At 34.7% G+C, this 21,995-nt stretch carries 17 protein-coding genes and 1 pseudogene; 9 read left to right on the top strand and 9 right to left on the bottom strand.

From position 1 onward, the window contains the following. Window positions 1–117: 117 nt before the first annotated feature. On the top strand, window positions 118–1,623 hold the full coding sequence (proP, locus tag GAPWK_RS04550) for a glycine betaine/L-proline transporter ProP (protein ID WP_025315089.1): 1,506 nt from the start codon (window positions 118–120) through the stop codon (window positions 1,621–1,623). A 430-nt stretch (window positions 1,624–2,053) separates the two neighbouring features. Here proP and pgeF read toward each other — a convergent pair whose 3' ends face one another. Next, complete coding sequence (gene pgeF / locus GAPWK_RS04545; RefSeq protein WP_025315088.1) at window positions 2,054–2,821, bottom strand: peptidoglycan editing factor PgeF; 768 nt, start codon at window positions 2,819–2,821, stop codon at window positions 2,054–2,056. 8 nt (window positions 2,822–2,829) lie between these two features. After that, window positions 2,830–3,804, bottom strand: coding sequence for a 23S rRNA pseudouridine(1911/1915/1917) synthase RluD (rluD, locus tag GAPWK_RS04540; RefSeq protein ID WP_038517198.1), 975 nt, complete (start codon window positions 3,802–3,804; stop codon window positions 2,830–2,832). Window positions 3,805–3,896: 92 nt separating this feature from the next. Between rluD and bamD the strand changes: the two are divergent. The 6 genes and pseudogenes from bamD to infA form a co-directional block, all read left to right on the top strand. Further along, window positions 3,897–4,619 (top strand): annotated as a pseudogene (gene bamD, locus GAPWK_RS04535) (outer membrane protein assembly factor BamD); the annotation flags it as partial. Between the two features lie 302 nt (window positions 4,620–4,921). Next, entirely contained in the window at window positions 4,922–7,504 is a 2,583-nt protein-coding gene (gene leuS, locus GAPWK_RS04530; RefSeq protein ID WP_025315085.1) for a leucine--tRNA ligase, read from the top strand. 34 nt (window positions 7,505–7,538) lie between these two features. Beyond that, window positions 7,539–8,033 carry an LPS assembly lipoprotein LptE gene (gene lptE / locus GAPWK_RS04525; RefSeq protein WP_025315084.1) on the top strand — a complete coding sequence of 165 codons (495 nt, stop codon included), beginning with the start codon at window positions 7,539–7,541 and terminating at the stop codon, window positions 8,031–8,033. Between the two features lie 8 nt (window positions 8,034–8,041). Further along, window positions 8,042–9,040, top strand: coding sequence for a DNA polymerase III subunit delta (gene holA, locus GAPWK_RS04520; RefSeq protein ID WP_038517195.1), 999 nt, complete (start codon window positions 8,042–8,044; stop codon window positions 9,038–9,040). Then, window positions 9,041–9,697: a nicotinate-nucleotide adenylyltransferase gene (nadD, locus tag GAPWK_RS04515; protein WP_038517193.1), complete on the top strand. Its 657-nt coding sequence runs from the start codon at window positions 9,041–9,043 to the stop codon at window positions 9,695–9,697. Window positions 9,698–9,923: 226 nt separating this feature from the next. Further along, window positions 9,924–10,142: a translation initiation factor IF-1 gene (gene infA, locus GAPWK_RS04510; RefSeq protein WP_025315083.1), complete on the top strand. Its 219-nt coding sequence runs from the start codon at window positions 9,924–9,926 to the stop codon at window positions 10,140–10,142. Window positions 10,143–10,248: 106 nt separating this feature from the next. Here the strand turns inward: infA and GAPWK_RS04505 are convergent, their stop codons facing one another. Together GAPWK_RS04505 and GAPWK_RS14730 are read right to left on the bottom strand one after the other, a co-directional pair. Then, window positions 10,249–11,715 (bottom strand): amino acid permease, encoded by a 1,467-nt coding sequence (locus GAPWK_RS04505; protein WP_025315082.1) that lies wholly within the window; start codon window positions 11,713–11,715, stop codon window positions 10,249–10,251. A gap of 186 nt (window positions 11,716–11,901) precedes the next feature. Next, window positions 11,902–12,168 (bottom strand): YkgJ family cysteine cluster protein, encoded by a 267-nt coding sequence (locus tag GAPWK_RS14730; protein WP_025315081.1) that lies wholly within the window; start codon window positions 12,166–12,168, stop codon window positions 11,902–11,904. 129 nt (window positions 12,169–12,297) lie between these two features. Between GAPWK_RS14730 and yeiP the strand changes: the two genes are divergently transcribed. Then, window positions 12,298–12,870 carry an elongation factor P-like protein YeiP gene (gene yeiP / locus GAPWK_RS04495; RefSeq protein WP_025315080.1) on the top strand — a complete coding sequence of 191 codons (573 nt, stop codon included), beginning with the start codon at window positions 12,298–12,300 and terminating at the stop codon, window positions 12,868–12,870. A gap of 14 nt (window positions 12,871–12,884) precedes the next feature. Continuing rightward, window positions 12,885–13,781, top strand: a complete 897-nt coding sequence (gene ttcA, locus GAPWK_RS04490) for a tRNA 2-thiocytidine(32) synthetase TtcA (RefSeq protein ID WP_025315079.1) — start codon at window positions 12,885–12,887, stop codon at window positions 13,779–13,781. A 73-nt stretch (window positions 13,782–13,854) separates the two neighbouring features. Here ttcA and glnE read toward each other — a convergent pair whose 3' ends face one another. The 5 genes from glnE to GAPWK_RS04465 all read right to left on the bottom strand — a co-directional run bounded on the left by glnE (window position 13,855) and on the right by GAPWK_RS04465 (window position 21,966). After that, a complete protein-coding gene (gene glnE / locus GAPWK_RS04485; RefSeq protein WP_025315078.1) occupies window positions 13,855–16,683 on the bottom strand; it encodes a bifunctional [glutamate--ammonia ligase]-adenylyl-L-tyrosine phosphorylase/[glutamate--ammonia-ligase] adenylyltransferase in 2,829 nt (942 codons plus the stop codon). A gap of 59 nt (window positions 16,684–16,742) precedes the next feature. Continuing rightward, window positions 16,743–17,684, bottom strand: coding sequence for a CYTH domain-containing protein (locus tag GAPWK_RS04480; protein WP_025315077.1), 942 nt, complete (start codon window positions 17,682–17,684; stop codon window positions 16,743–16,745). A 65-nt stretch (window positions 17,685–17,749) separates the two neighbouring features. Beyond that, the gene (locus GAPWK_RS04475) at window positions 17,750–19,483 is read right to left on the bottom strand and encodes an ABC transporter ATP-binding protein (RefSeq protein ID WP_025315076.1); all 1,734 of its coding nucleotides are present in this window, start codon (window positions 19,481–19,483) and stop codon (window positions 17,750–17,752) included. Next, window positions 19,476–21,344, bottom strand: coding sequence for an ABC transporter ATP-binding protein (locus GAPWK_RS04470; RefSeq protein ID WP_025315075.1), 1,869 nt, complete (start codon window positions 21,342–21,344; stop codon window positions 19,476–19,478). Before GAPWK_RS04470 ends, GAPWK_RS04475 begins: the two co-directional genes overlap by 8 nt. Window positions 21,345–21,555: 211 nt before the next feature. Beyond that, window positions 21,556–21,966 (bottom strand): ClpXP protease specificity-enhancing factor, encoded by a 411-nt coding sequence (locus GAPWK_RS04465; protein WP_025315074.1) that lies wholly within the window; start codon window positions 21,964–21,966, stop codon window positions 21,556–21,558. Between the last annotated feature and the right edge of the window lie 29 nt (window positions 21,967–21,995).

Below are 21,995 nucleotides of genomic sequence, written 5' to 3'. Positions count from 1 at the left end.
CTTAAATTTTCATCAATAAAATTAACTGAATAACACATTGTAAATGTGTCGTTTGAATTGTATTCATCTTGTTGCACTATTTCTTTTCATTTATAACATGAAAATAGGCGGTATTTTATGAAGAAAACAATAAAACCGAAGAATCACCCATTAAATATAAATGACATAACGATTATTGATGATAGCAAATTAAAAAAAGCCATTATCGCAGCAGCACTTGGTAACGCAATGGAATGGTTTGATTTTGGCGTATATGGTTTTTTAGCTTATGTATTAGGACAAGTATTTTTCCCTAATGCTTCACCAAATGTACAAGTAGTTGCTGCATTGGCAACTTTCTCGGTGCCTTTTTTAGTTCGACCATTAGGTGGATTAGTGTTTGGTATATTAGGCGATAAATTTGGTCGGCAAAAAGTACTTTCTGTCACCATCATTATCATGTCATTAAGTACATTTTGTATTGGACTAATTCCTTCCTATGCATCAATTGGCATTACCGCCCCTGTACTATTATTGTTGGCTAAATTAGCGCAAGGCTTTTCGATTGGTGGTGAATATTCTGGCGCAGCAATTTTTGTAGCCGAATACTCGCCAGACCGTAAACGTGGTTTTATGGGAAGTTGGTTAGACTTTGGCTCCATTGCTGGTTTTCTAGTGGGCGCTGGCTTAGTTGTGCTATTATCAACTATCCTTGGTGATGCTAGATTCCAAAATTGGGGATGGCGAATTCCATTTTTATTTGCACTGCCATTAGGACTAGTCGGTCTTTATTTACGTCATGCATTAGAAGAGACTCCTGCATTTATGCAACATACTGATTCAATGGATAAAAATGAACAAGCCAATATTGCAAATCCATCTAAAATGACTTTCAAAGAAATCATCACCAAGTATTGGAAAAGCTTATTTGTTTGTGTTGGATTAGTCATTGTTACTAATGTCACCTATTATATGCTACTTACCTATATGCCAAGTTACTTATCTCACAATTTAAATTATCATACTGATCATGGTGTATTAATTATTATTGCTATCATGATTGGTATGTTATTTGTGCAACCTATGATAGGGTTAATTAGTGACAAAATAGGACGTAGACCCTTTATAATAGGAGGAAGTCTAGGATTACTAATCCTTTCCTATCCTGCTTTTGTTATGATTAATAGTGATGTTATTGGTCTTATTTTTTTAGGATTATTGATATTAGCAGTTTTACTAAACTGTTTTACGGGAGTAATGGCATCAATATTACCGGCCATTTTTCCAACCAACATCCGTTACAGTGCATTGGCTATCTCGTTTAATATTTCAGTGTTAATTGCTGGTGCAACACCAACTTTTGCCGCTTGGTTAGTAGAAGAAACTAATAACTTATACATGCCAGCTTACTACTTGATGATTGTTGCATTAGTAGGATTACTTACTGGTGTAAAAATGAGAGAAACCGCCAATCAGCCATTAAGAGGTGCAACACCAGCAGCATCAGATCGTTCAGAAGCAAAAGAGATCTTATCGGATCACTTTGATTCCATCGAGCAAAAAGTAGAAGATATCGACGAACAGATAGAAAACCTACAAGAACAACGTCAAGATTTAGTTAATCAACATCCGAAATTAGATTGAGTTTTGGTAATTTTGTTTCAATTCGTTTTTTATTATATAGATATTTCTCATAATTAAGGCTTTTGTTACAAAAGCCTTAATAAACTAAAACAGATAACCTGTAAAAAATATTCAGATGTCTATACCGTTTCGTTTTATTTTTGCCACAGCTCATATTAGAAACAAGAATTATGTTATTACACTAGCTTCGTATTTATAAATCAGTTCGTTCAAATTGTGATAAATTTTATGAATAAACATAATCGAGCTTCCATAAACTATCTATACTCGAAAATAAATCAAAATTCACTTAATAAATCATTCAAGATATAACAAAAATAGAATGCACAGTATTAAATAGGTAAATATTTTTATTTATTTAATTCAAAATTAAATGGTAAACAAATAAACAATATACAGGTATTTTTATTCCAACTTAATACTTTGCGGTTTAATCAAACCAAATCATTGATGCCATTCGACCTGTCTTATTTTCACGGCGATATGAGAAGAATTTATCTTGTTCGGTACAAGTACAGTAGTCCCCACCAAACACATTAACAATCCCCATAGCTTGCAAACGTTGTTTGGCAATTAAATACAAGTCAGCCAGATATTTTTGCTCGGTCGGGTTAATTAAAGTAAAAGCCAATTTAGCGTTAGAATCGACTTTTTCAAATTGATGTTTAACTTCAACTCCTACCTCAAATTTTTTTGCACTAATAGCGGGCCCCATCCAAGCTAATATTTCATCGGTTGGGCAGGCAAATTTTTTAACTGTTTCTTCTAAAATACCATGACATAACCCTCGCCAACCGGCATGGGCAGCAGCGACTTCATCGCCTTTTCTTGAACAAAATAACACAGGCAGACAGTCTGCTGTTAGCACAACACTAACTTGCTTGGGTTGATTTGTATAAGAAGCATCGGCTTCAAATGATTGATGAGTATTTATCTTTCCTGTTGGCGCTTGTAGAGCAATTTGTGAAATATCTAGCGCGATAGTACTATGCGTTTGATTAAGCCAATAAGGTTCACTGGGTATCTGCTGAGCATTAATGATACGCTTACGGTTTTCGGCAACATGATCTAAATTATCATCAGTTCGATTACCCAAATTTAAACTGGCAAATGGCGCTAAACTAACACCACCTGTTCTGGTTGTAGTAAACGCATGAATATTTTTAGGTGCAGTCCAATAAGGGTAAATCGATTTAATCATATTTGTTACCAATCCAGTTCATCTTTATGAAGTTCGGTATCTTCCTGTAATGCTTGAATTAATTTTTGCATATCATCAGGAATCGGTGCATGCCACTCCATCTGCTCACCCGTAACAGGATGGAATAGGCGTAACATAGTAGCATGCAATGCTTGCCTGTCAAAATCTCGTAAGGTTTGAATAAATGATTCACTAGCACCTTTTGGCGGTCTTGGACGTCCTCCATATAATGGATCACCAACCAATGGATGCGCTATATGCGACATATGTACACGGATTTGGTGAGTTCGTCCTGTTTCTAAACGTAAGCGTAATCGAGTATGTAACCGATATTTTTCCATTACGCGATAATGGGTAACCGCAGGTTTACCTGTTGGGAATACCGCCATATGCGTTCGTTTGGTAGGGTGACGTGTGATAGGTTGATTAACTGTACCTCCAGCGGTAATAATTCCCATTGCGACAGCTTCGTATTCACGGGTAATTTCACGCAGTTGCAATGATTCAACTAGATGAGTTTGGGCAACGATTGTTTTAGCCACAACCATTAAACCAGTAGTATCTTTGTCTAATCGATGCACAATACCAGCCCGTGGTACACGCGATATTTCTGGATAATAATGTAATAAGGCATTTAATACTGTGCCATTGGGATTACCCGCACCGGGATGCACAACTAAATCGCGAGGTTTGTTAATCACTAAAATATCATCATCTTCATAAACAATATTAAGTTTAATATCTTCGGGTTGATGATAGTTTTCTTCTTCTATTTCAGCGGTTATACTTATTTTTTCACCACCAAGCACACGTTCTTTGGGTTTATTGACAATTATATTATTGACGGTAACTTTATTATTAACGATCCAATCTTTAATTCTTGATCTTGAGTAATCAGGAAAAAGCTCTGATAATGCTTGATCTAAGCGCATTCCAAGCTGGGTTTGTTCTATTTCGGTCGATAATTTTAACTCATGCATGTGTAATTTATCTATTTTAAGCTGTTAGGTTTTAGAGTATTATATACTAATCATTGCCTTTAATGTTTAATTAAATTTGGACTGAAAAACGAATGAAACTACGTTTACACACTTTACTAGCAATCACTTTAGCTGGCATGCTAATTGGCTGTACATCTTCCAAACCAGATGTTGAAAATGTATCAGAATTAGATCTTCACAACAAAGCTCGAAGTGAACTCGAAAGTGGCAACATAAAATCCAGTATTTCCATATTAGAAACAATCGATAAGAACTTTCCATTTGGTCCTTATTCACAACAAGTACAGTTTGATTTAATTTATGCTTATTACAAATCAGGTGATTATCCATTGACTATTGCGTCAATTGACCGTTTTTTAAAATTGAATCCAACGCACCCTAATATAGATTGGATTATCTATATGCGCGGAATTACTAACATGGTACAAGATGATAATACCATCCAAGGTTGGTTTAATGTCGATCGTTCCGATAGAGATCCAGATTTTGCTATGGCCGCTTTCAAAGACTTTACCTATCTGGTTTCAAGCTTTCCAGACAGCTCTTATGCGGCTGATGCACAAAAACGTTTGATCTATCTGAAAAACAGATTATCCCGATATCAATTAAAAATTGCAGAATATTATACCAAACGTGGAGCCTATGTTGCTGTAATTAATCGGGTAAGCCGAATGATTTCGTTATTTCCTGACACAGACTCAACAAAAACTGCACTTTTGTTGATGCGTAATGCTTATAATGAATTAGGTTTAGATAACGAAACTAAAAAAGTCGATGAGTTAATTCAAGCCAACCTTGAAAATATACCTAAAAAAGAAGAAAAATCATTTTTATCACGATTTACCAGTATATTTAATGGTGGTTAAAATTTTACGAGCGGAGTTCAACTCCGCTTATTATTCTCGTCATAGCCGAAATAAACAATTAATTTTGGATTGTTTACTTCTATAAGTCTATACTTTTAGTCATTTGCTACCTTCCTTTTTGCTTAAAAATTCAGACTGACCACGCATATAACGTTTGTAAAACACCACAATAACCAATACAATTAGCAAAATATTTTTATTAGCAATAATAGATAGGACATTAATTCGTCATGCAAGAACAATATCGCCCCGATGAAATAGAAGCCACAGTACAAAAACATTGGCTAGAAAATAAAACTTTCCACGTTACAGAAGATCCATCAAAAGAAAAATACTACTGTTTATCGATGCTACCTTACCCTTCTGGGCGCTTACATCTTGGTCATGTTCGTAACTACACAATCGGCGATACCATCTCGCGTTATCAACGCTTAAATGGCAAAAATGTATTGCAACCCATCGGCTGGGATGCATTTGGTTTACCAGCTGAAGGCGCTGCAGTTAAAAACAATACTGCTCCTGCAAAATGGACCTATGAAAATATTGCTTATATGAAAAAGCAATTGCAATTGTTAGGTTTTGGTTATGATTGGGATCGTGAAGTTACTACTTGCCGTCCTGAATATTACAAATGGGAACAATGGTTTTTTACTAAACTGTATGAAAAAGGTTTAGTTTATAAAAAAACGTCCGCCGTTAACTGGTGTCCAAATGATCAAACTGTACTTGCTAACGAACAAGTAGTCGAAGGTTGCTGCTGGCGTTGTAATACCCCTGTTGAACGTAAAGAAATCCCACAATGGTTTATCAAAATTACTGCATACGCAGAAGAGTTACTCAATGATTTAGACACATTAGAAAGTTGGCCTGAACAAGTTAAAATCATGCAACGTAACTGGATTGGGCGTTCAGAGGGCGTTGAATTTGATTTTGCCGTTGAAAACTATACTGATAAATTACGTGTTTATACAACACGCCCAGATACTTTAATGGGTGTAAGCTTTGTGTCAGTTGCAGCCGAACACCCTCTTGCACAATTAGCAGCACAAAATGACCCTAAAATTGCTGAATTTATTGCCGAATGCAAAAACACTAAAACAGCTGAAGCCGATATGGCGACGATGGAAAAGAAAGGCATGCCAACTGGCTATTATGCCATTCATCCATTAACTGGTGATAAAGTGCCTGTTTGGATCGCTAATTTTGTGCTAATCGAATATGGGACTGGTGCAGTTATGGCCGTACCTGGTCACGATGAACGTGATTATGAATTTGCTTCTAAATATAACTTAACAATAAAACCCGTTATTTTAAACCAAGAAGGTAATGCTCCGGATCTTTCCGAGCAAGCTTATACCGAACATGGCAAATTATTCAATTCTGGCGAATTTGATGGACTTGATTTTGAACAAGCATTCAATGCTATTGCTGATAAATTAACTGCGCTTGGTATTGGTACTCGCAAAGTCAATTATCGCTTACGTGATTGGGGCGTTTCACGCCAACGTTACTGGGGCGCACCAATTCCAATGGTTACCCTTGAAGATGGCACCACAATTCCAACACCAGAAGATCAATTACCAGTTATTTTACCAGAAGATGTTGAAATGAATGGTATCACAAGCCCAATCAAAGCAGATCCTAACTGGGCTAAAACTACGGTTAATGGTCAACCTGCATTACGCGAAACCGACACTTTCGACACGTTTATGGAATCATCTTGGTATTACGCACGTTATACTTGCCCTCATTATGACAAAGGTATGTTAGACGAAAATGCGGCTAACTATTGGTTGCCAGTTGACCAGTATGTGGGCGGTATTGAACATGCAATTATGCATCTACTCTATTTTAGATTCTTCCATAAATTAATGCGCGATTTTGGTTTAGTTACATCTGATGAACCTGCCAAACGCTTACTTTGCCAAGGTATGGTTTTAGCTGATGCATTTTACTATACCAGCCCTACTAACGAACGTATTTGGGTATCACCAACTGAGGTGACCATTGAGCGCGATGAAAAAGGTCGCATTGCTAAAGCGGTTGATAGTAAAGGTAATGAACTTGTGCATGCTGGTATGACGAAGATGTCAAAATCCAAAAATAACGGCATTGATCCACAAGAGATGGTCGAAAAATACGGTGCCGATACAGTACGTTTATTTATGATGTTTGCCTCACCTGCTGATATGACCCTTGAATGGCAAGAATCTGGAGTTGAAGGAGCCAATCGCTTTATTAAACGTGTATGGCGTTTAGTGTACGAGCATGCGCAAAAAGGTCAAACAGCAGAGCTTGATGTTTCAGCGTTAAACAACGATCAGAAATCATTACGTCGTGAATTACATAAAACGATTGCAAAAGTAACTGATGATATTGGGCGTCGTCAAACATTTAATACGGCAATTGCGGCTGTAATGGAATTAATGAATCGCTTACAAAAAGCACCGCAAGAATCTGAACAAGACCGTGCATTAATGGACGAAGCGTTAAATGCCATTGTTCGTTTACTTTATCCTATGATGCCTCACGCTTGTTTTGTGATGTGGCAAGCATTAGGTCATAGTGAATCGATTGATGATAGCCAATGGCCAGTTGCAGATGAATCGGCTATGGTTGAAGATGAAAAACTTATTGTGGTACAAATCAATGGCAAAGTACGTGGCAAATTTACCGTGCCAGCAAATGCTGATCAAGAATCGGTCATAGCTCAAGCTAAACAAGAACCAAATATTCAAAAATATTTAGTCGATGTTACGATTCGTAAAGTTATTTATGTACCTGGTAAATTATTAAATCTTGTTGTTGGTTAATATTGTTTATAACTAAATATAGGCGGTAGTAGATATGAAAAAATATTTAGCTTCTCTCATGTTATTAACAATATCCTTGACTGGATGCGGATTTCATTTACAGCATGACACAGAAGTACCAACGCGTTTTAAAAAGATGTCTTATATGAGCTATGATCCTTATGGACGACTTTCACGAGACATTAAAGAATTATTACGCGACAATCATGTTACGTTAACCAATAATGAAAGTTCTCAAAATCTTCCTATATTAAAGGTTGTAAGAGACTCACTAGATCGTAGCACAATATCAATTTATAAAGATGGTAAAGCAGCTGAATATCAGTTAGTTTTGACTGTTGAGACACAAATCATTATTGAAAAAGAAAAAATCTATCCTATCAATGTCCGTGTATTCCGGACATTTTTCGATAATCCGTCAGCCGCACTTGCCAAAACGACTGAACAAGATTTAATTGAAGATGAAATGTATATGGAAGCTGCAAAACAAATTATACGGAAATTAAAATCTGTTAATGCCGTAAATTAAAAATTGATATGATTAAAATCAGTGCCGATCAAATCACAACTAAATTAGGATCACCTTATTATTTGATAATAGGAAATGATCCTTATTTACAACATTATGCGCAAACTCAATTAAAAACCTCCTTTAAACAATTAGGTTTCAATGAACAACTAACATTTAATATAGATAATCAAACCGATTGGTCAACTATCTTTGATAGTTGCCAAGAAATGAATTTGTTCTCTGATAATACACTTATTTTCTTAGATTTTGGTGAAGGTTCAATAAATGCCAATATTACCACAAAGCTTAATACATTAAGTGAAATGTTAACGGCTGAGATAGTCTTAATCATCAGTTTAAATAAAATCACTAAAGCGAATGAAAATGCTCAATGGTATAAAAGATTATCTGATAAATTAGTTGTTGTGAGTTGTAATACTCCCGATGAAATGCAATTACCTAAGTGGGTTACCAATCACCTGCAACAAAAACAGATGCAGATTGAACCACAGGCAATTGAGTTACTCTGTTACTATTATGAGGGTAATTTACTTGCATTAACCCAAATTATTGAACAATTAAAATTGCTGTTCCCAAATCAGACTATTACCTATGATCAAATCGAAAATAATATAAATGATTCAGCAATATTTACGCCTTATCATTGGATTGATGCAATGGTGTCACACAAAACTAAGCGCGCGACACATATAATGCAACAGTTAAAGATGAATGAGTTTGAACCATTAATTTTATTGCGTGTTATACAACGAGAACTTATTTTACTTATCAATCTAAAAAAAGGATTATCAACTAAATCTTTTAAACAGATTTTTGACGAATATAAAATTTGGCAAAATAAAAGATCCATGTATACCACTTATTTGAATCGCTTTGATATTAAAGATCTATTTAATACACTAAAACAACTAACTGAAATAGAAATTAGTTTTAAACATGATAGTCAATTACAAATTTGGGATGCTTTATCTGCATTAACCCTGCAATTTATGGGGATTAAATAGATGTTAACAGCATTGTTTGGCGGTACATTTGATCCGGTACACTATGGACATATACATCCAGCTATAGCCTTAGCAAAAGAGATTGGCTTAACGCAAATCAGCTTATTGCCTAACCAAATTCCTCCACATAAACCACAGCCAGAAGCAACAACAGAGCAACGTTTGGAAATGCTAAATTTGGCGATAGAAGATTTACCACTATTTTCGATTGATACTCGGGAAATATCATCAGAAAAATTGATGAGACCATCCTTTACAATTGAAACGTTAGAAAAATGGCGCAAGGAAAATGGTTATCAAAAAGGATTAGCCTTTATTATGGGTCAAGATTCATTGCTAAGCCTACCTACTTGGCATAAATGGCAAACACTTCTTGATTACTGTCATTTGTTAATTTGTCGTAGACCTGGTTATGCAGAAAAAACCGATAATATCGAGTTACAAAATTGGATAGACACGCATCAGACAACGAATATTAAAGATTTACATGATTATCCATTTGGGTACATTTTTTTTGCTCATACGCCACTTGAAAATATATCGGCAACCGAAATAAGACAAAATATCAACAATGAACAAAACTATGAAAATCTGTTGCCAACCAAAGTTTGGCATTATATTCATCAACATGCACTTTATAACGCAAAGAAAAAGTAGAAAGGACTTTACATCTGACAGTTTTTTCGGCATTATTTTGCCGCTAAGTTTATATATTCTAAATTCAGTTTTTTTATGTTTATACTTTAATTTGCTAAATCTTATCATAAACAACCAATATGGTAATGAAAAAGCTTATAGCTTTTTTCATGCACATGTTAAATGTGTGAAATACGACTAGCAATTTAAGTATATTTGATTTGTATTTATTATTTAAGAGGCCCCAATGGCAAAAGAAGATAACATTGAAATGCAAGGTACAATACTTGATACTCTACCGAACACGATGTTTCGTGTTGAACTTGAAAATGGTCATGTTGTTACTGCACATATTTCTGGTAAGATGCGAAAAAATTACATTCGTATTTTAACAGGAGATAAAGTGACTGTTGAAATGACGCCTTACGATCTATCCAAAGCACGTATCATATTCCGTAGTCGCTAATATCGTTATCAAACTAAATAATACAACAGATTATTTATCTCTTTCTTAATAAAAGTCCGTCGACAAATGTCGACGGAAATTAGAAAGTTTTGGAAAATCTGGGATATTAATCTGCTTTGGAAAAATCCATATCTTCGTATTTTACCCATTTGGTCTTTTTGATTATTTTGTAAGTAAAATAAATCAAAAAGAATAATGGAATACCAACGTATGTTGCGATCACACCATTCCAATCAATAGTATCTTGTAAGAAAGCTTCATAATTTTGCCCTAACGTAATGATTAAGCATAATACAAACGCAAAAATAGGACCAAATGGGAAGCAACTTGAACGGTAAGGTAATTTACTGACATCATTACCTTGCTTGGTATACCCTTTTCTAAAGCGATAATGGCTAATAGCAATGCCAAGCCAAGCAATAAATCCTGTCATACCTGACATATTAAGTAACCACAAATAAACGGCCTGATCTTTATACATTGAAGTTAAAAAACAGAGCATCGCAACAAATGTAGTTGCTAACAATGCAGCTCGTGGTACACCTGATGATGATAATTTAGCAAAGATTTTCGGTGCTTTACCTTCTCGTGCAAGTGCGTAAAGCATACGAGTTGATGCATAAAGACCCGAATTACCTGCAGATAAAACTGAAGTTAAAATAACGGCATTCATTAGCGCTGCTGCTGACAGTAACCCTGCATGTTGAAATACCAACGTAAACGGACTGACACTTATATCCGTTTCATCATTACGTAGTAAATTAGGGTCGGTATAAGGAATAATTAAACTAATGACTAAAATCGCAAAGATATAAAATAGTAATATACGCCAAAATACCTGTCGCATAGCTCTTGGAATATTTTTTTCAGGATCCTTTGATTCACCCGCTGCAATACCGATTAATTCGGTACCTTGAAATGAAAATCCTACTACCATGGCGACGCCAATCATTGACGAAAATCCACCGACAAAAGGCGCATCACCCACTTGCCAGTTTTGCCAACCTGCACTTTCTGCACCACGTAAGATACCAATTATCATTAGCAAACCAACTACGATAAATACAATAACAGTGACAACTTTAATTAATGAAAACCAAAACTCTGCTTCACCAAAGCCTTTAACAGAAATATAATTTAAACAAAATATAATGCTTAAAAATAGTAAGCTCCATAACCAACTGTAAGCCCCTGCATCAATCCAATATGAGATAACCAGCTGTGCAGCAACTAAATCAACCGCAACAGTAATGGCCCAGTTATACCAGTAGTTCCAACCGATTGCAAAACCAAAAGCTTCATCAACATAACGTGCACCATAAGTTGCGAATGTTCCTGAAACAGGTAAATAGGCAGCGAGTTCACCAAGGCTGGTCATTAAAAAGTATACCATCACCCCAATAATGGCATATGACAGTAACGCACCACCTGGACCTGCTTGAGCAACGGTGGCACCCGATGCAACAAAAAGCCCTGTTCCGATTGAACCGCCGATAGCAATCATCGTTAAATGACGAGCTTTTAAATCTCGTTTTAATTTATTTTTCATAACAATGTTCTTCTGTTTATTGATATTAAATTTAATAGAAAAAACTACTATCAATTAAGATATTTCCTAATCTGAATATAGCCAAAATTGATTCTATAATTATTGAAATTTATTACTAGATATTGAAGTGTGGTGAAGTTTATCAAAAAAACAACTTTGCGAGATAAATAATTCTAATAATCGATCTGGTTTGTTAAATTTAAGCAATACTCAATTGCTAGTCAACTGTTCTAATTGAGTTAAATAATGCATAGCTTGTTCCCGATTATTGCCACACATTTCAAAACAAGGTTTTAATCGACCACAAACTATTGGCCTTGATGAGTGTTGAAAAAGATCACATTGATAATTATTATCTAAATGAATGCAGGCAACGCCCGCAGGTTTGCCATTAGGCATGCCGGGAATAGCAGATGAAATTGAGGGAGCAATACAGCAAGCGCCACAATTTTTGCGACATTCATATAATTCTGCCATAGTATTTCCTTTATTTTAAGGATCTGTGATAAATTTTGATGGTGACAATAGCAAGTTAGCGGTAAAATAGCGAGCTAAATTTTTACCTTATCTAACCTTTATTATCATTAATTGTGAAGAATAAATATTATGGCTAAAGCAAATGAAATAAAACGTGGCGATGCGGTCACGTACAATGGAAAACTTCTTCTTGTAAAAGATATCGATGTTCAAAGCCCGAGTGCTCGTGGTGCCAGTACACTTTATAAAATGCGTTTTACTGATGTGAAAAGCGGTGGTAAAGTGGAAGAACGTTTCAAAGGTGACGATATTATCGAAACCATTGAACTTTCTCGTCGTCCTGTTAGTTTTTCTTATATCGATGGTGATGAATATGTGTTTATGGACAATGAAGACTACACACCATTTATCTTCAAAAAAGAACAGATTGAAGAAGAGTTACTATTCATTCCTGAAGGTGGTATGAGTGGCATTCAAGTATTGATGGCTGATGGTGACGTGATTGCTTTGGAATTACCGCAAACGGTAGATTTAGAGATTATCGAAACCTCACCAAGTATCAAAGGTGCTTCGGCAAGTGCTCGCACTAAACCCGCAACCTTATCAACAGGTCTAGTTATTCAAGTCCCAGAATATATTGATAATAATGAAAAAATCAAAATTCATATCGCTGAACGTCGTTACATGAGCCGTGCTGAGTAATCTATAGAATTGTGATGAATATATATAATCAAAATAAACTACATAAACGATTGCGTCGCCTAACTGGCGAAGCAATTGCTGATTTTAATATGATCGAAGATGGCGATCGTATTATGGTTTGTTTATCAGGTGGTAAAGATAGTTATACCCTGCTTGATATCCTTATTAATTTAAAAATAAGTGCGCCAATCAATTTTGAATTAGTGGCAGTAAATTTAGATCAAAAGCAACCAGGGTTTCCTGAACATATCCTACCTCAATATTTAGCATCATTAGGTATTGAGTATAAAATTGTCCAGGAGAATACTTATGGCATTGTGAAAGAAAAGATCCCAGAAGGTAAAACTACCTGTTCGCTTTGTTCACGCTTACGACGTGGAATTTTATATCGTACGGCAACCGAACTGGGTGCGACCAAAATAGCATTAGGCCATCATCGTGATGATATTTTAGAAACTCTGTTTTTAAATATGTTCTATGGTGGCAAACTCAAAGCCATGCCGCCTAAATTAATGAATGATTCTGGTGAACATATTATCATCCGTCCACTTGCTTATTGCAAAGAAAAGGATATTGCCAAATATGCTGAAATTAAGCAATTTCCAATTATTCCTTGTAATCTTTGTGGTTCACAACCTAACTTACAACGACAAGTCATTAAAGAGATGCTTAATGAGTGGGATAAAAAATTTCCTGGGCGCATTGAAACCATGTTCCGTGCTACCCAAAATATCACACTCTCTCACCTATGTGATACGAACCTTTTTGATTTTAAAGGAATCAAAAAAGGAGATGATGCCATTAATGGTGGTGATATCGCTTTTGACCGAGAAGACATTGCTCCTGCAATGGGTTTTGATGCATCAGAACTTGAAGAGCAAGATATGATTTTGTGGAAAGAAGCAAAATAACTTGTTATTGAACAACAGACATCCATTATCGGTCGAATAAACACTATTAACCGATAATGGTTTACCTAAATAATTACATTAACCACTTTTGCCAACTTTGGTTGACAATCTGTTTTTCAGAATAAAATTGTGAACTGCTGACCGTACTTGGCAATAGTTGCAATGCAAGTTGATGAATTTGATTACGCATATCAATATAAGCTTGAGTCAATTGTTCTGCTTCATGACTGTTCATAATTTGGTAATGAGTGGCTAGCTCTAAAATTCGTACATTATCACTCCAAGTTGTCATTTTAGGATGTGAATTAGCATAATTAAGCACCAAATATTGTGATAAAAATTCGATGTCACCAATGCCTCCTTCATCTATTTTCAGATTAAATAGTTCAGCTTGCGTCGTTCCTAAATGATTTCGCATTTTTTCACGCATTTCTCTAACTTCTGTTTTTAATTGGTTTTCATCTCGTGGTTTACAAAGCACATCATGACGGATTTGGTTAAAACGTTTTATAAGCGAATTTTCACCATATACCACTCGAGCTCGTACCAGTGCTTGGTGTTCCCATGTCCATGCTTCATTCATTTGGTAATCCGCAAAGGAATCTAAACTACACGCAAGTAAACCTGCATCACCTTGTGGACGTAATCTGACATCGACTTCATAAAGAATACCGAAGCTAGTACGCACATTAAATAAATGAATAATACGTTGTACCAAGCGCAAATAAAATTGGCGACTATCAATCTGTTTATCACCATTGGTAACACTATTTACAGGGCAATCATGCAAAAAAACTAAATCCAGATCCGAACCGTAACCCAGCTCCCAGCCACCTAATTTACCATAAGCTACTACGACTAATCCTTTATGATTATCAGTTAAGTGTGCTGGTTTACCGTAACGTTCGATCATCTGATTCCAAGCCATTTGGACAACAAAATCAAGTAATGCTTCCGCCACATAAGTAAGGTGATCACTTACTTTCATAGTGGTTAGTACATGTTCCACATCGGCTGCAGCAATGTGCAGCAATTGCATCTGCTTAAATTGGCGTAAGGCTTCTAATTGTTGTTCTTCATCGTCGACTTGAATACGTAATAAATATTGATAAAGTTGGCTTTTATACTCATTAGGTGCAACCGTTTGATAAAGTGAATTAATATCAATTAATTCATCTAATAAAATTGGATAGTGAGCCAGTTGATCACTAATCATAGGAGAAGCACTACACAAACGGATCAATTGCTTTAATGCACTCGGATATTCAAGCAATAGCTCTAAATAGGTAGTACGACTAACAATATTAACCAATAAAGGTAATATGCGTGAAAACACCATAATTGCCTGTTGTTCATTACAAATAGCATCTAATAAACGAGGCATAAGTTGATCGAGTATTTCACGCCCACGCACACCTATTGTCCGTTTGCCAATATCATTACGAAATTGGATAAGCATTTGATAAAGTTGCTCGGCATCGCTATCAGAATAGTTTGGCAATACAGATTTTATATCGCTTAATTGCAAGTCAGGAACCCATAAGTCATCAAACAGATCATTGTATTGTTTTGTGTTTGGAACAGATTCTGAATCATCATTACCAATAAGAGCATTGAATATGAGGCGATTTTGCTTCATACGCACGGCTAATTGTTCAATAAACTCAGACCAATTCGTAAATCCCATATTGGTAGCTAAACGAATTTGGTCGAGTTCTTCGTCCGGTAATGTTTGGGTTTGTTCATCATTAATGGCTTGCAATAAATTTTCGCAGCGGCGTAAAAATAAGTAGTTATTACGCAATTGAGCAACTTCATTAGTATCAAGTAATGATTCTTGTTCAATCACTTGTAAGGCGGTAAGCAGTGAACGTGTCTGTAATCCAATGACACGACCACCGCGAATCAGTTGAAAAACCTGTACAATGAACTCAATTTCGCGAATGCCTCCAGCACCTAGTTTAATATTGTTTTTTAAACCACGACGGCGCACTTCACGTTCAATCATGCTTTTCATATTTCGCAAAGATTGCAAAACACTAAAATCAATGTAACGACGATAGACAAAAGGTTTAAGCATTTGGTAAAGTTCTTTGCTGTATGGATCTTGCTGATCACCTAACACTTTAGCTTTTACCATAGCATAACGTTCCCAATCTCGCCCTTGTTCTTGATAATAATCTTCCATAGATGAAAAACTTAAGACTAATGGCCCACCTTCACCAAGTGGACGTAATCGCATGTCGACACGATATACAAAACCATCTTCAGTAATATTATCGAGCGCTTTTATTAAACGTTGTCCTAAACGGGTAAAAAATACAGCATTATCCAGTTCTCGCCTGCCACCTTGCGTTTGCCCATGTTCAGGATAAGTAAAAATTAAATCAATATCAGAGGAAAAATTCAGTTCTCCTCCACCTAATTTTCCCATACCCAATACGAGCAAAGGTTGAGGTTCACCTTGATGACTACACGGTGTCCCCCACTCTTTACAACTTAATTCATACAACCAATCACGTGCCGTTACAATAATGACTTCAGCCAATTCACTTAATTGACTTAATATTAGTTCATCGCTACTAGTATAAGTTAATTGTGACCATTCAAGCCTAACTAAGATATAACGCCTAAATAATCTCAATGCTTTCATTAATGCCGTTTCATCCAATACCGATGTTAAGTGTTCATTAAGCCATTGTTGATAATAACGTCTTTCATCAGCTTGTGGCGGATGATTAATAATATTTGTAAGCCACTGTGGATATCGATAAAAAGCATCTACTATAAAATCACTTTGTACCAAAATATTAAGATTATCCTGTACGAAAACGGAATTACATTGTGATAGCTGTGATGTTATTTTCTGTTTTTGTTGATTCAAAATTTCAGATTGTGACATATCCTTCTCTCGCATTGATGACGTTATCGGCTCGTCCTATTTATCATAAAATCATAACATTACTCTTTATTTAACCGTGCAACTAGCAGTAGTTTTAATACTGTATTTATTGGGCTATAAGCAAAATCATAAACGGAGTTAATATTAGTCATTGCTTGTTGCCACTGTTTAAATTCAGATTCATGTGCAATATCGTGATTAGCTAGTATTTCGTTTATTTGAATTAAGAGTTGTTGATAAAACGCTAGATCATTATTTTCGAGTGCATACTCTTCGTTTTGTTGCCAAAAATTTAATAAGCTTGATAAATCATGTTTAAATTGCAGGGTAAAAGGTGTGCGATTAACAGGCGCGTTTTTTAATAATCGATAACCGCGAGAGGCCTTACTTTGAGAAAAGAGATGTAGGTTAAATCTGCTCAATTCAATAGCAAAATTGATTAAATCATGTTTATTACCTTGTTTTATTTCTAATTCAACTTCTTGTATCGATTTTGATTTTTCATTAGAAATGATTTCACCTTGATCTAAGGCGACTTCTATTTCGCTATTGGCAAATGAAATTAACCATGTTTGCCGATCAAAATGCGTTGAAAAGAGTGGGTGTAGCATTTTTTGTAAATTTTCGATATTACAATCTTTGGGGAAAGCACTGCTTGGTAGTAATGTTAAATCAAGATGATCGTCTGGTAAATTTGCATTATATTCAGATCGTTCATGTAAACCTGCAATGGCTTTGTTACCATGCTTTACGGTAATTTCAAATTGTTTATTGAGCTTATCTTGTGTTCCCCTGATACGTAAACCACATCCATTAGACCGCAAATAGTAATCTTGAGTATCATAATAGGTATTAAAAAGTTTAAGTTCGTGAATATTGTTTTGAATTTTTGAAGAGCTTTCAAATTCAGCTTGATCACAATTTACCCATTGATTTAAGAATATTTTTAAATCATGAATATCTTTAGTTGCAATTTCAAATTTTAATTCAATTTCTTTCATTATGTTTAGGTAAATCAGTTAATTTTTCTATATCATATACCGATTTACCCAAGAAATACACTCAATCAATTACTGATAGAAAACTGTTGTTTTTGCAAAGAATAAAGTCTAGTAAATAAACCATTGTTATCTATTAATTGTTGATAGCTACCCTGTTCAACAATACTTCCTTTATCTAATACAATAATTTGATCTGCCGTGATAATTGTTTTTAAGCGATGGGCAATAACAATTACAGTTCGATCTTTAACTAGTTCTGAAATGGCTTGTTGTATATAAACTTCGTTTTCAGGATCAAGTGATGCTGTTGCTTCATCTAGCAGTACAATCGGAGCATTCTTTAATAACGCTCTTGCTATTGATATTCGTTGTCTTTCGCCACCAGATAGCTTACTGCCATTTTCACCAATCAAAGTATCCCAGCCATGAGGTAAACGAGCAATCAATTCATCACATCGAGCCTTTTTGGCTGCAAGTTTAACCTCTTCATCACTTGCATCATGTCTACCGATACGGATATTGTTTAAAATGGTATCATCAAATAAAATAACATTTTGAAATACAAACGACATACTAAGCATCAAGGTTTCAGGATCGATAGTTTTAATATCATTACCGTCAATAGTAATCATACCTTTATCGACATCCCAAAAACGCGCGATTAATTGTAATAAAGTGCTTTTACCACTTCCTGAAGGCCCCACTAATGCAGTCATTTTATTTGACGGTATAACACAACTCAGATCATTAATAACAGATTTCTGTTTATATGAAAAATTAATGTGATCAATGTTAATACTAAAATCTTTAAATAAAACATCATTTCGACCTTCCATTGTAGACTCAGTTTGTAAACTTTTCATACGTTCAATAGATGTCAACATATAAAAAAGCTCAGGTAATAGTGTCAATACAGAAATTAAAGGGCTATATATGCGTGAACCTATAACGATAAATGCCAAAAATGTTATCGGATCTAAACTACCAATGACGATCAACTTCACGCCAACTAATACAACTACACCCAAACCTACCTTTAAAACCATAGTAGATAATGTAACGAAAATCCCACTTATACCTTCAAATTTGATCGCCGCCCACATCATATTTTTAAGGGCTCTATCCAATGTTTTAAATTTTTCACCACTAATACCAAAGCCTTTAATGATTTTAATTCCATCTAAATACTCTTGAACCTCATTTGAGACAGCTAATTTGCTTTGTAACTGTTTTTCACCTAATTTTTTCTCAAAACCTTTGCCGATAATCACAATTAAAAATGCTATAGGTAAAGTACAAAATATAGCACTTGCCATTCTCCAATCATAAAAAGCTAATAGGACACAAGTAATAACACTACTACATGAATAACCAATTAGTTGAGGAACTACATGACTCAACATGTTCTCAATTGTTGCACAATCACCCATGATATTGGTTGTTAGCTCGGATAAATCTTTACGATTAAAAAAACTAAGTGGAAGTTTTCTAATTTTTTCTGCTACTTCAATGCGAGTATTTGCTGCCTGCCCAAAAGCACTTGCATAAGTTTTTTTATATTCCCTTTGATAGCATAATAAAAAAAGTAAACTAGATAAAATGCCTAAACCGACCATTAACCATAAATAACTCTTATTTACAGCTAAATGATTTGTTAAAGGGGTAATTAACGATACAATAACTTGCAATAGAATAATAAAAGGTAACATTAATGTAAGATTTGAGATCGTACATGCAATGATGGCTTGCCTTAAATTTTTACTTCCTGCATCGGACAACATCAATAATCGTTTAAACATTTTCTGCCTCTTGCTGATAACTTATTTGCGCTTCATAATTTGTTTCACTCATATTTGAATCATGCATTTGCCAATCTAATGTTTGTTGATAATATTGCCACATCTTGTAGTAGGTACCCTTATTTGAAAATAGTTGTTCATGTGTTCCTGATTCAGCAATATTACCTTTATCTAATACTATTATCTTATCAGCATCTTTTATTGTTGATAGGCGGTGAGCAATCATAATGACCGTTTTATTTTTCATTAATGCTTTCATTGCTAATTGAATTTTACTTTCATTTTCTGGATCTGCAAATGCGGTTGCTTCATCAAGGATTAAAATTGGAGAATTTTTTAATAGTGCACGAGCGATAGCAAGTCGTTGCATTTCACCTCCGGAAAGGTGTATACCATCAGATCCAATTATTGAATCATAACCATTTGCTAATTTCTCAATGAACTCGTGACATTGAGCAGCTTTAGCAACAGCTATAACTTCATCAATTGTTGCGTCAGGTTTACCAATTCGAATGTTATTTATTACACTTTGTTTGAATAAAAACACATCCTGAAAAACAAAACTTACTAAAGATAATAGATAATCACTATTCATCTGTTTTAAATCCACATGACCAATTGTAATATGACCTTCATCGGGATCAAAAAATCGTGGAATGAGTAATGATATTGTACTTTTGCCACTGCCTGATAAACCAACTAAAGCTGTTATTTCTCCTTGTTTAGCTGTAAATGAGATATGGTTAAGCACTTTATTACTATCGGTTGAATTTGAGGTCGGATCATCACGATAAGAAAAACATACATTATCAAATTGAATATCGTAGCTTTTAACTTGCAAACCCTCTTGAGGTTCGCAAAGAGAAGGGGTATTCAACACTTCATCCATATTTTGGACACTCTTAACCGCTTTTTGGAAACCTTGCGTTACATATATCAATTTAAAAAATGGTGCAGGTAATCCCAAAGAAAAAATTAAATAAAAAATAGCTGATAAAATGAAGTTCGCGTAATCATCCGTGTCACTGATTAATAATATAACAATTGGAACAATAAAAAGATAAATACTATTTAATAGCAATATAAAACATGCCATGTGGTATTTAAAACAATATATAAACTTTAAACAATAAAGCTGATAAGCTTTAATTGACTCATTAAATCTTTTAAATGAAAAAAATGTCTGGTTGAAAGCCTTTATAACAGCAATACCTCGAATATATTCAACTGAAGCATGGCTCATTTCAATCAATTTTTTTTGCAATTCTTGTTGATTGGTTTTGATATCCTTACGTCGATATCCACTAATTAGTACAATATAGGCAAGAATAATGGGGACTAATGTTGCTAAACCTAACCGCCAATCGAAAACGGCTAAAATCACTAAAATAACAACAGGAGAAGCAAATGATCCAATCATATCGGGCAATTGATGAGCGATAAATTGTTCTATTTTTTCGATGTCATCATCGACAATTTTTCTTAGCTCGCCACTTGAATGGTTTGTATGAAAACCTAATGGTAGGCAAGATAAATAGCGAATAAAGTTGTATTTGAGATTATAAAGTGTTTTAAATGCAACAATATGTGATAAGCATAACGCTAAAAAATTAAAAAAAATTGCCAAAGCAGACGCTATAAATGCCAACCAGCCATTATTGATAATTAATTCACTATTTAATTCAGTTTGATGACTGATGCTCATTATAATTTCACAAACAATAAAATAGATAGCAATGAATGGTATAAATGAAGTTATCACACTTAAAATAGAAAATAAGCAGGAAAAAATCATTAATGTTTTATGAGTAAATGCTAGTTTCCATAAACGAGAACTTGGATTGATATCAGTTGAATTCATAACATAACACGCGCGCATTTTTGATGTTAATAATAATCATTATCAATTATAAAAAAATAAAATGATAATAAGTTTTATCTCTTCATTTGATAGATAAAAACTATTAATATTTTAAATTATGATTGATTTATTATTTTACTTATTGCCCGTTAGTTAAGCGGGCGTTGATAGGTTGGAAAATTAAATCTAAAAAATAATTTTGTTATAAAAATTATTTCACAACTCTAAATGGATTGGCCTTTTTTGCAGGAGGTGTTTCAGGTTGATTATTTTGTTTTTCTTGTAACCTTTGGTATTGAGGTTCATCTTCAAATCCCATCCCTACTCCATTTTCACGAGCATAAATAGCTTCAACCGCAGCCATAGGGACAACGATATGTTGTGGCACACCAGAAAAGCGAGCATTAAACTCAATTTGTTCATTATTTGAAACATATTGACCTACAGATTGTGGTGCAATATTTAGAACTATCTGATTATTCTGTACAAACTCTTGTGGGACCAATACTCCATAGACAGAAGTATTCACCACAATATAGGGGGTTAAATCATTATCCAGAATCCAATCATAAAAAGCCCTAAATAAATAAGGCCGACGTGGAGTCATTTGCTCAAGTTCCATAAAAAATACCTTGTATATAAAATAGTGCT

It is taken from the genome of Gilliamella apicola (genome assembly GCF_000599985.1).
Classification (GTDB): Bacteria; Pseudomonadota; Gammaproteobacteria; order Enterobacterales; family Orbaceae; genus Gilliamella; species Gilliamella apicola.
This window is presented reverse-complemented; position numbering and strand designations above follow the sequence as displayed.

Excerpts from the sequence above, each read along its gene's own strand:
- GAPWK_RS14730 (WP_025315081.1), bottom strand. The coding sequence starts at position 12,168 with ATGGCAGAATTATATGAATGTCGCAAAAATTGTGGCGCTTGCTGTATT.
- proP (WP_025315089.1), top strand. The coding sequence starts at position 118 with ATGAAGAAAACAATAAAACCGAAGAATCACCCATTAAATATAAATGAC.
- infA (WP_025315083.1), top strand. The coding sequence starts at position 9,924 with ATGGCAAAAGAAGATAACATTGAAATGCAAGGTACAATACTTGATACT.
- GAPWK_RS04475 (WP_025315076.1), bottom strand. The coding sequence starts at position 19,483 with ATGTTTAAACGATTATTGATGTTGTCCGATGCAGGAAGTAAAAATTTA.
- lptE (WP_025315084.1), top strand. The coding sequence starts at position 7,539 with ATGAAAAAATATTTAGCTTCTCTCATGTTATTAACAATATCCTTGACT.
- yeiP (WP_025315080.1), top strand. The coding sequence starts at position 12,298 with ATGGCTAAAGCAAATGAAATAAAACGTGGCGATGCGGTCACGTACAAT.
- nadD (WP_038517193.1), top strand. The coding sequence starts at position 9,041 with ATGTTAACAGCATTGTTTGGCGGTACATTTGATCCGGTACACTATGGA.
- GAPWK_RS04470 (WP_025315075.1), bottom strand. The coding sequence starts at position 21,344 with ATGAATTCAACTGATATCAATCCAAGTTCTCGTTTATGGAAACTAGCA.
- GAPWK_RS04465 (WP_025315074.1), bottom strand. The coding sequence starts at position 21,966 with ATGGAACTTGAGCAAATGACTCCACGTCGGCCTTATTTATTTAGGGCT.
- GAPWK_RS04480 (WP_025315077.1), bottom strand. The coding sequence starts at position 17,684 with ATGAAAGAAATTGAATTAAAATTTGAAATTGCAACTAAAGATATTCAT.
- leuS (WP_025315085.1), top strand. The coding sequence starts at position 4,922 with ATGCAAGAACAATATCGCCCCGATGAAATAGAAGCCACAGTACAAAAA.
- holA (WP_038517195.1), top strand. The coding sequence starts at position 8,042 with ATGATTAAAATCAGTGCCGATCAAATCACAACTAAATTAGGATCACCT.
- glnE (WP_025315078.1), bottom strand. The coding sequence starts at position 16,683 with ATGTCACAATCTGAAATTTTGAATCAACAAAAACAGAAAATAACATCA.
- ttcA (WP_025315079.1), top strand. The coding sequence starts at position 12,885 with ATGAATATATATAATCAAAATAAACTACATAAACGATTGCGTCGCCTA.
- rluD (WP_038517198.1), bottom strand. The coding sequence starts at position 3,804 with ATGCATGAGTTAAAATTATCGACCGAAATAGAACAAACCCAGCTTGGA.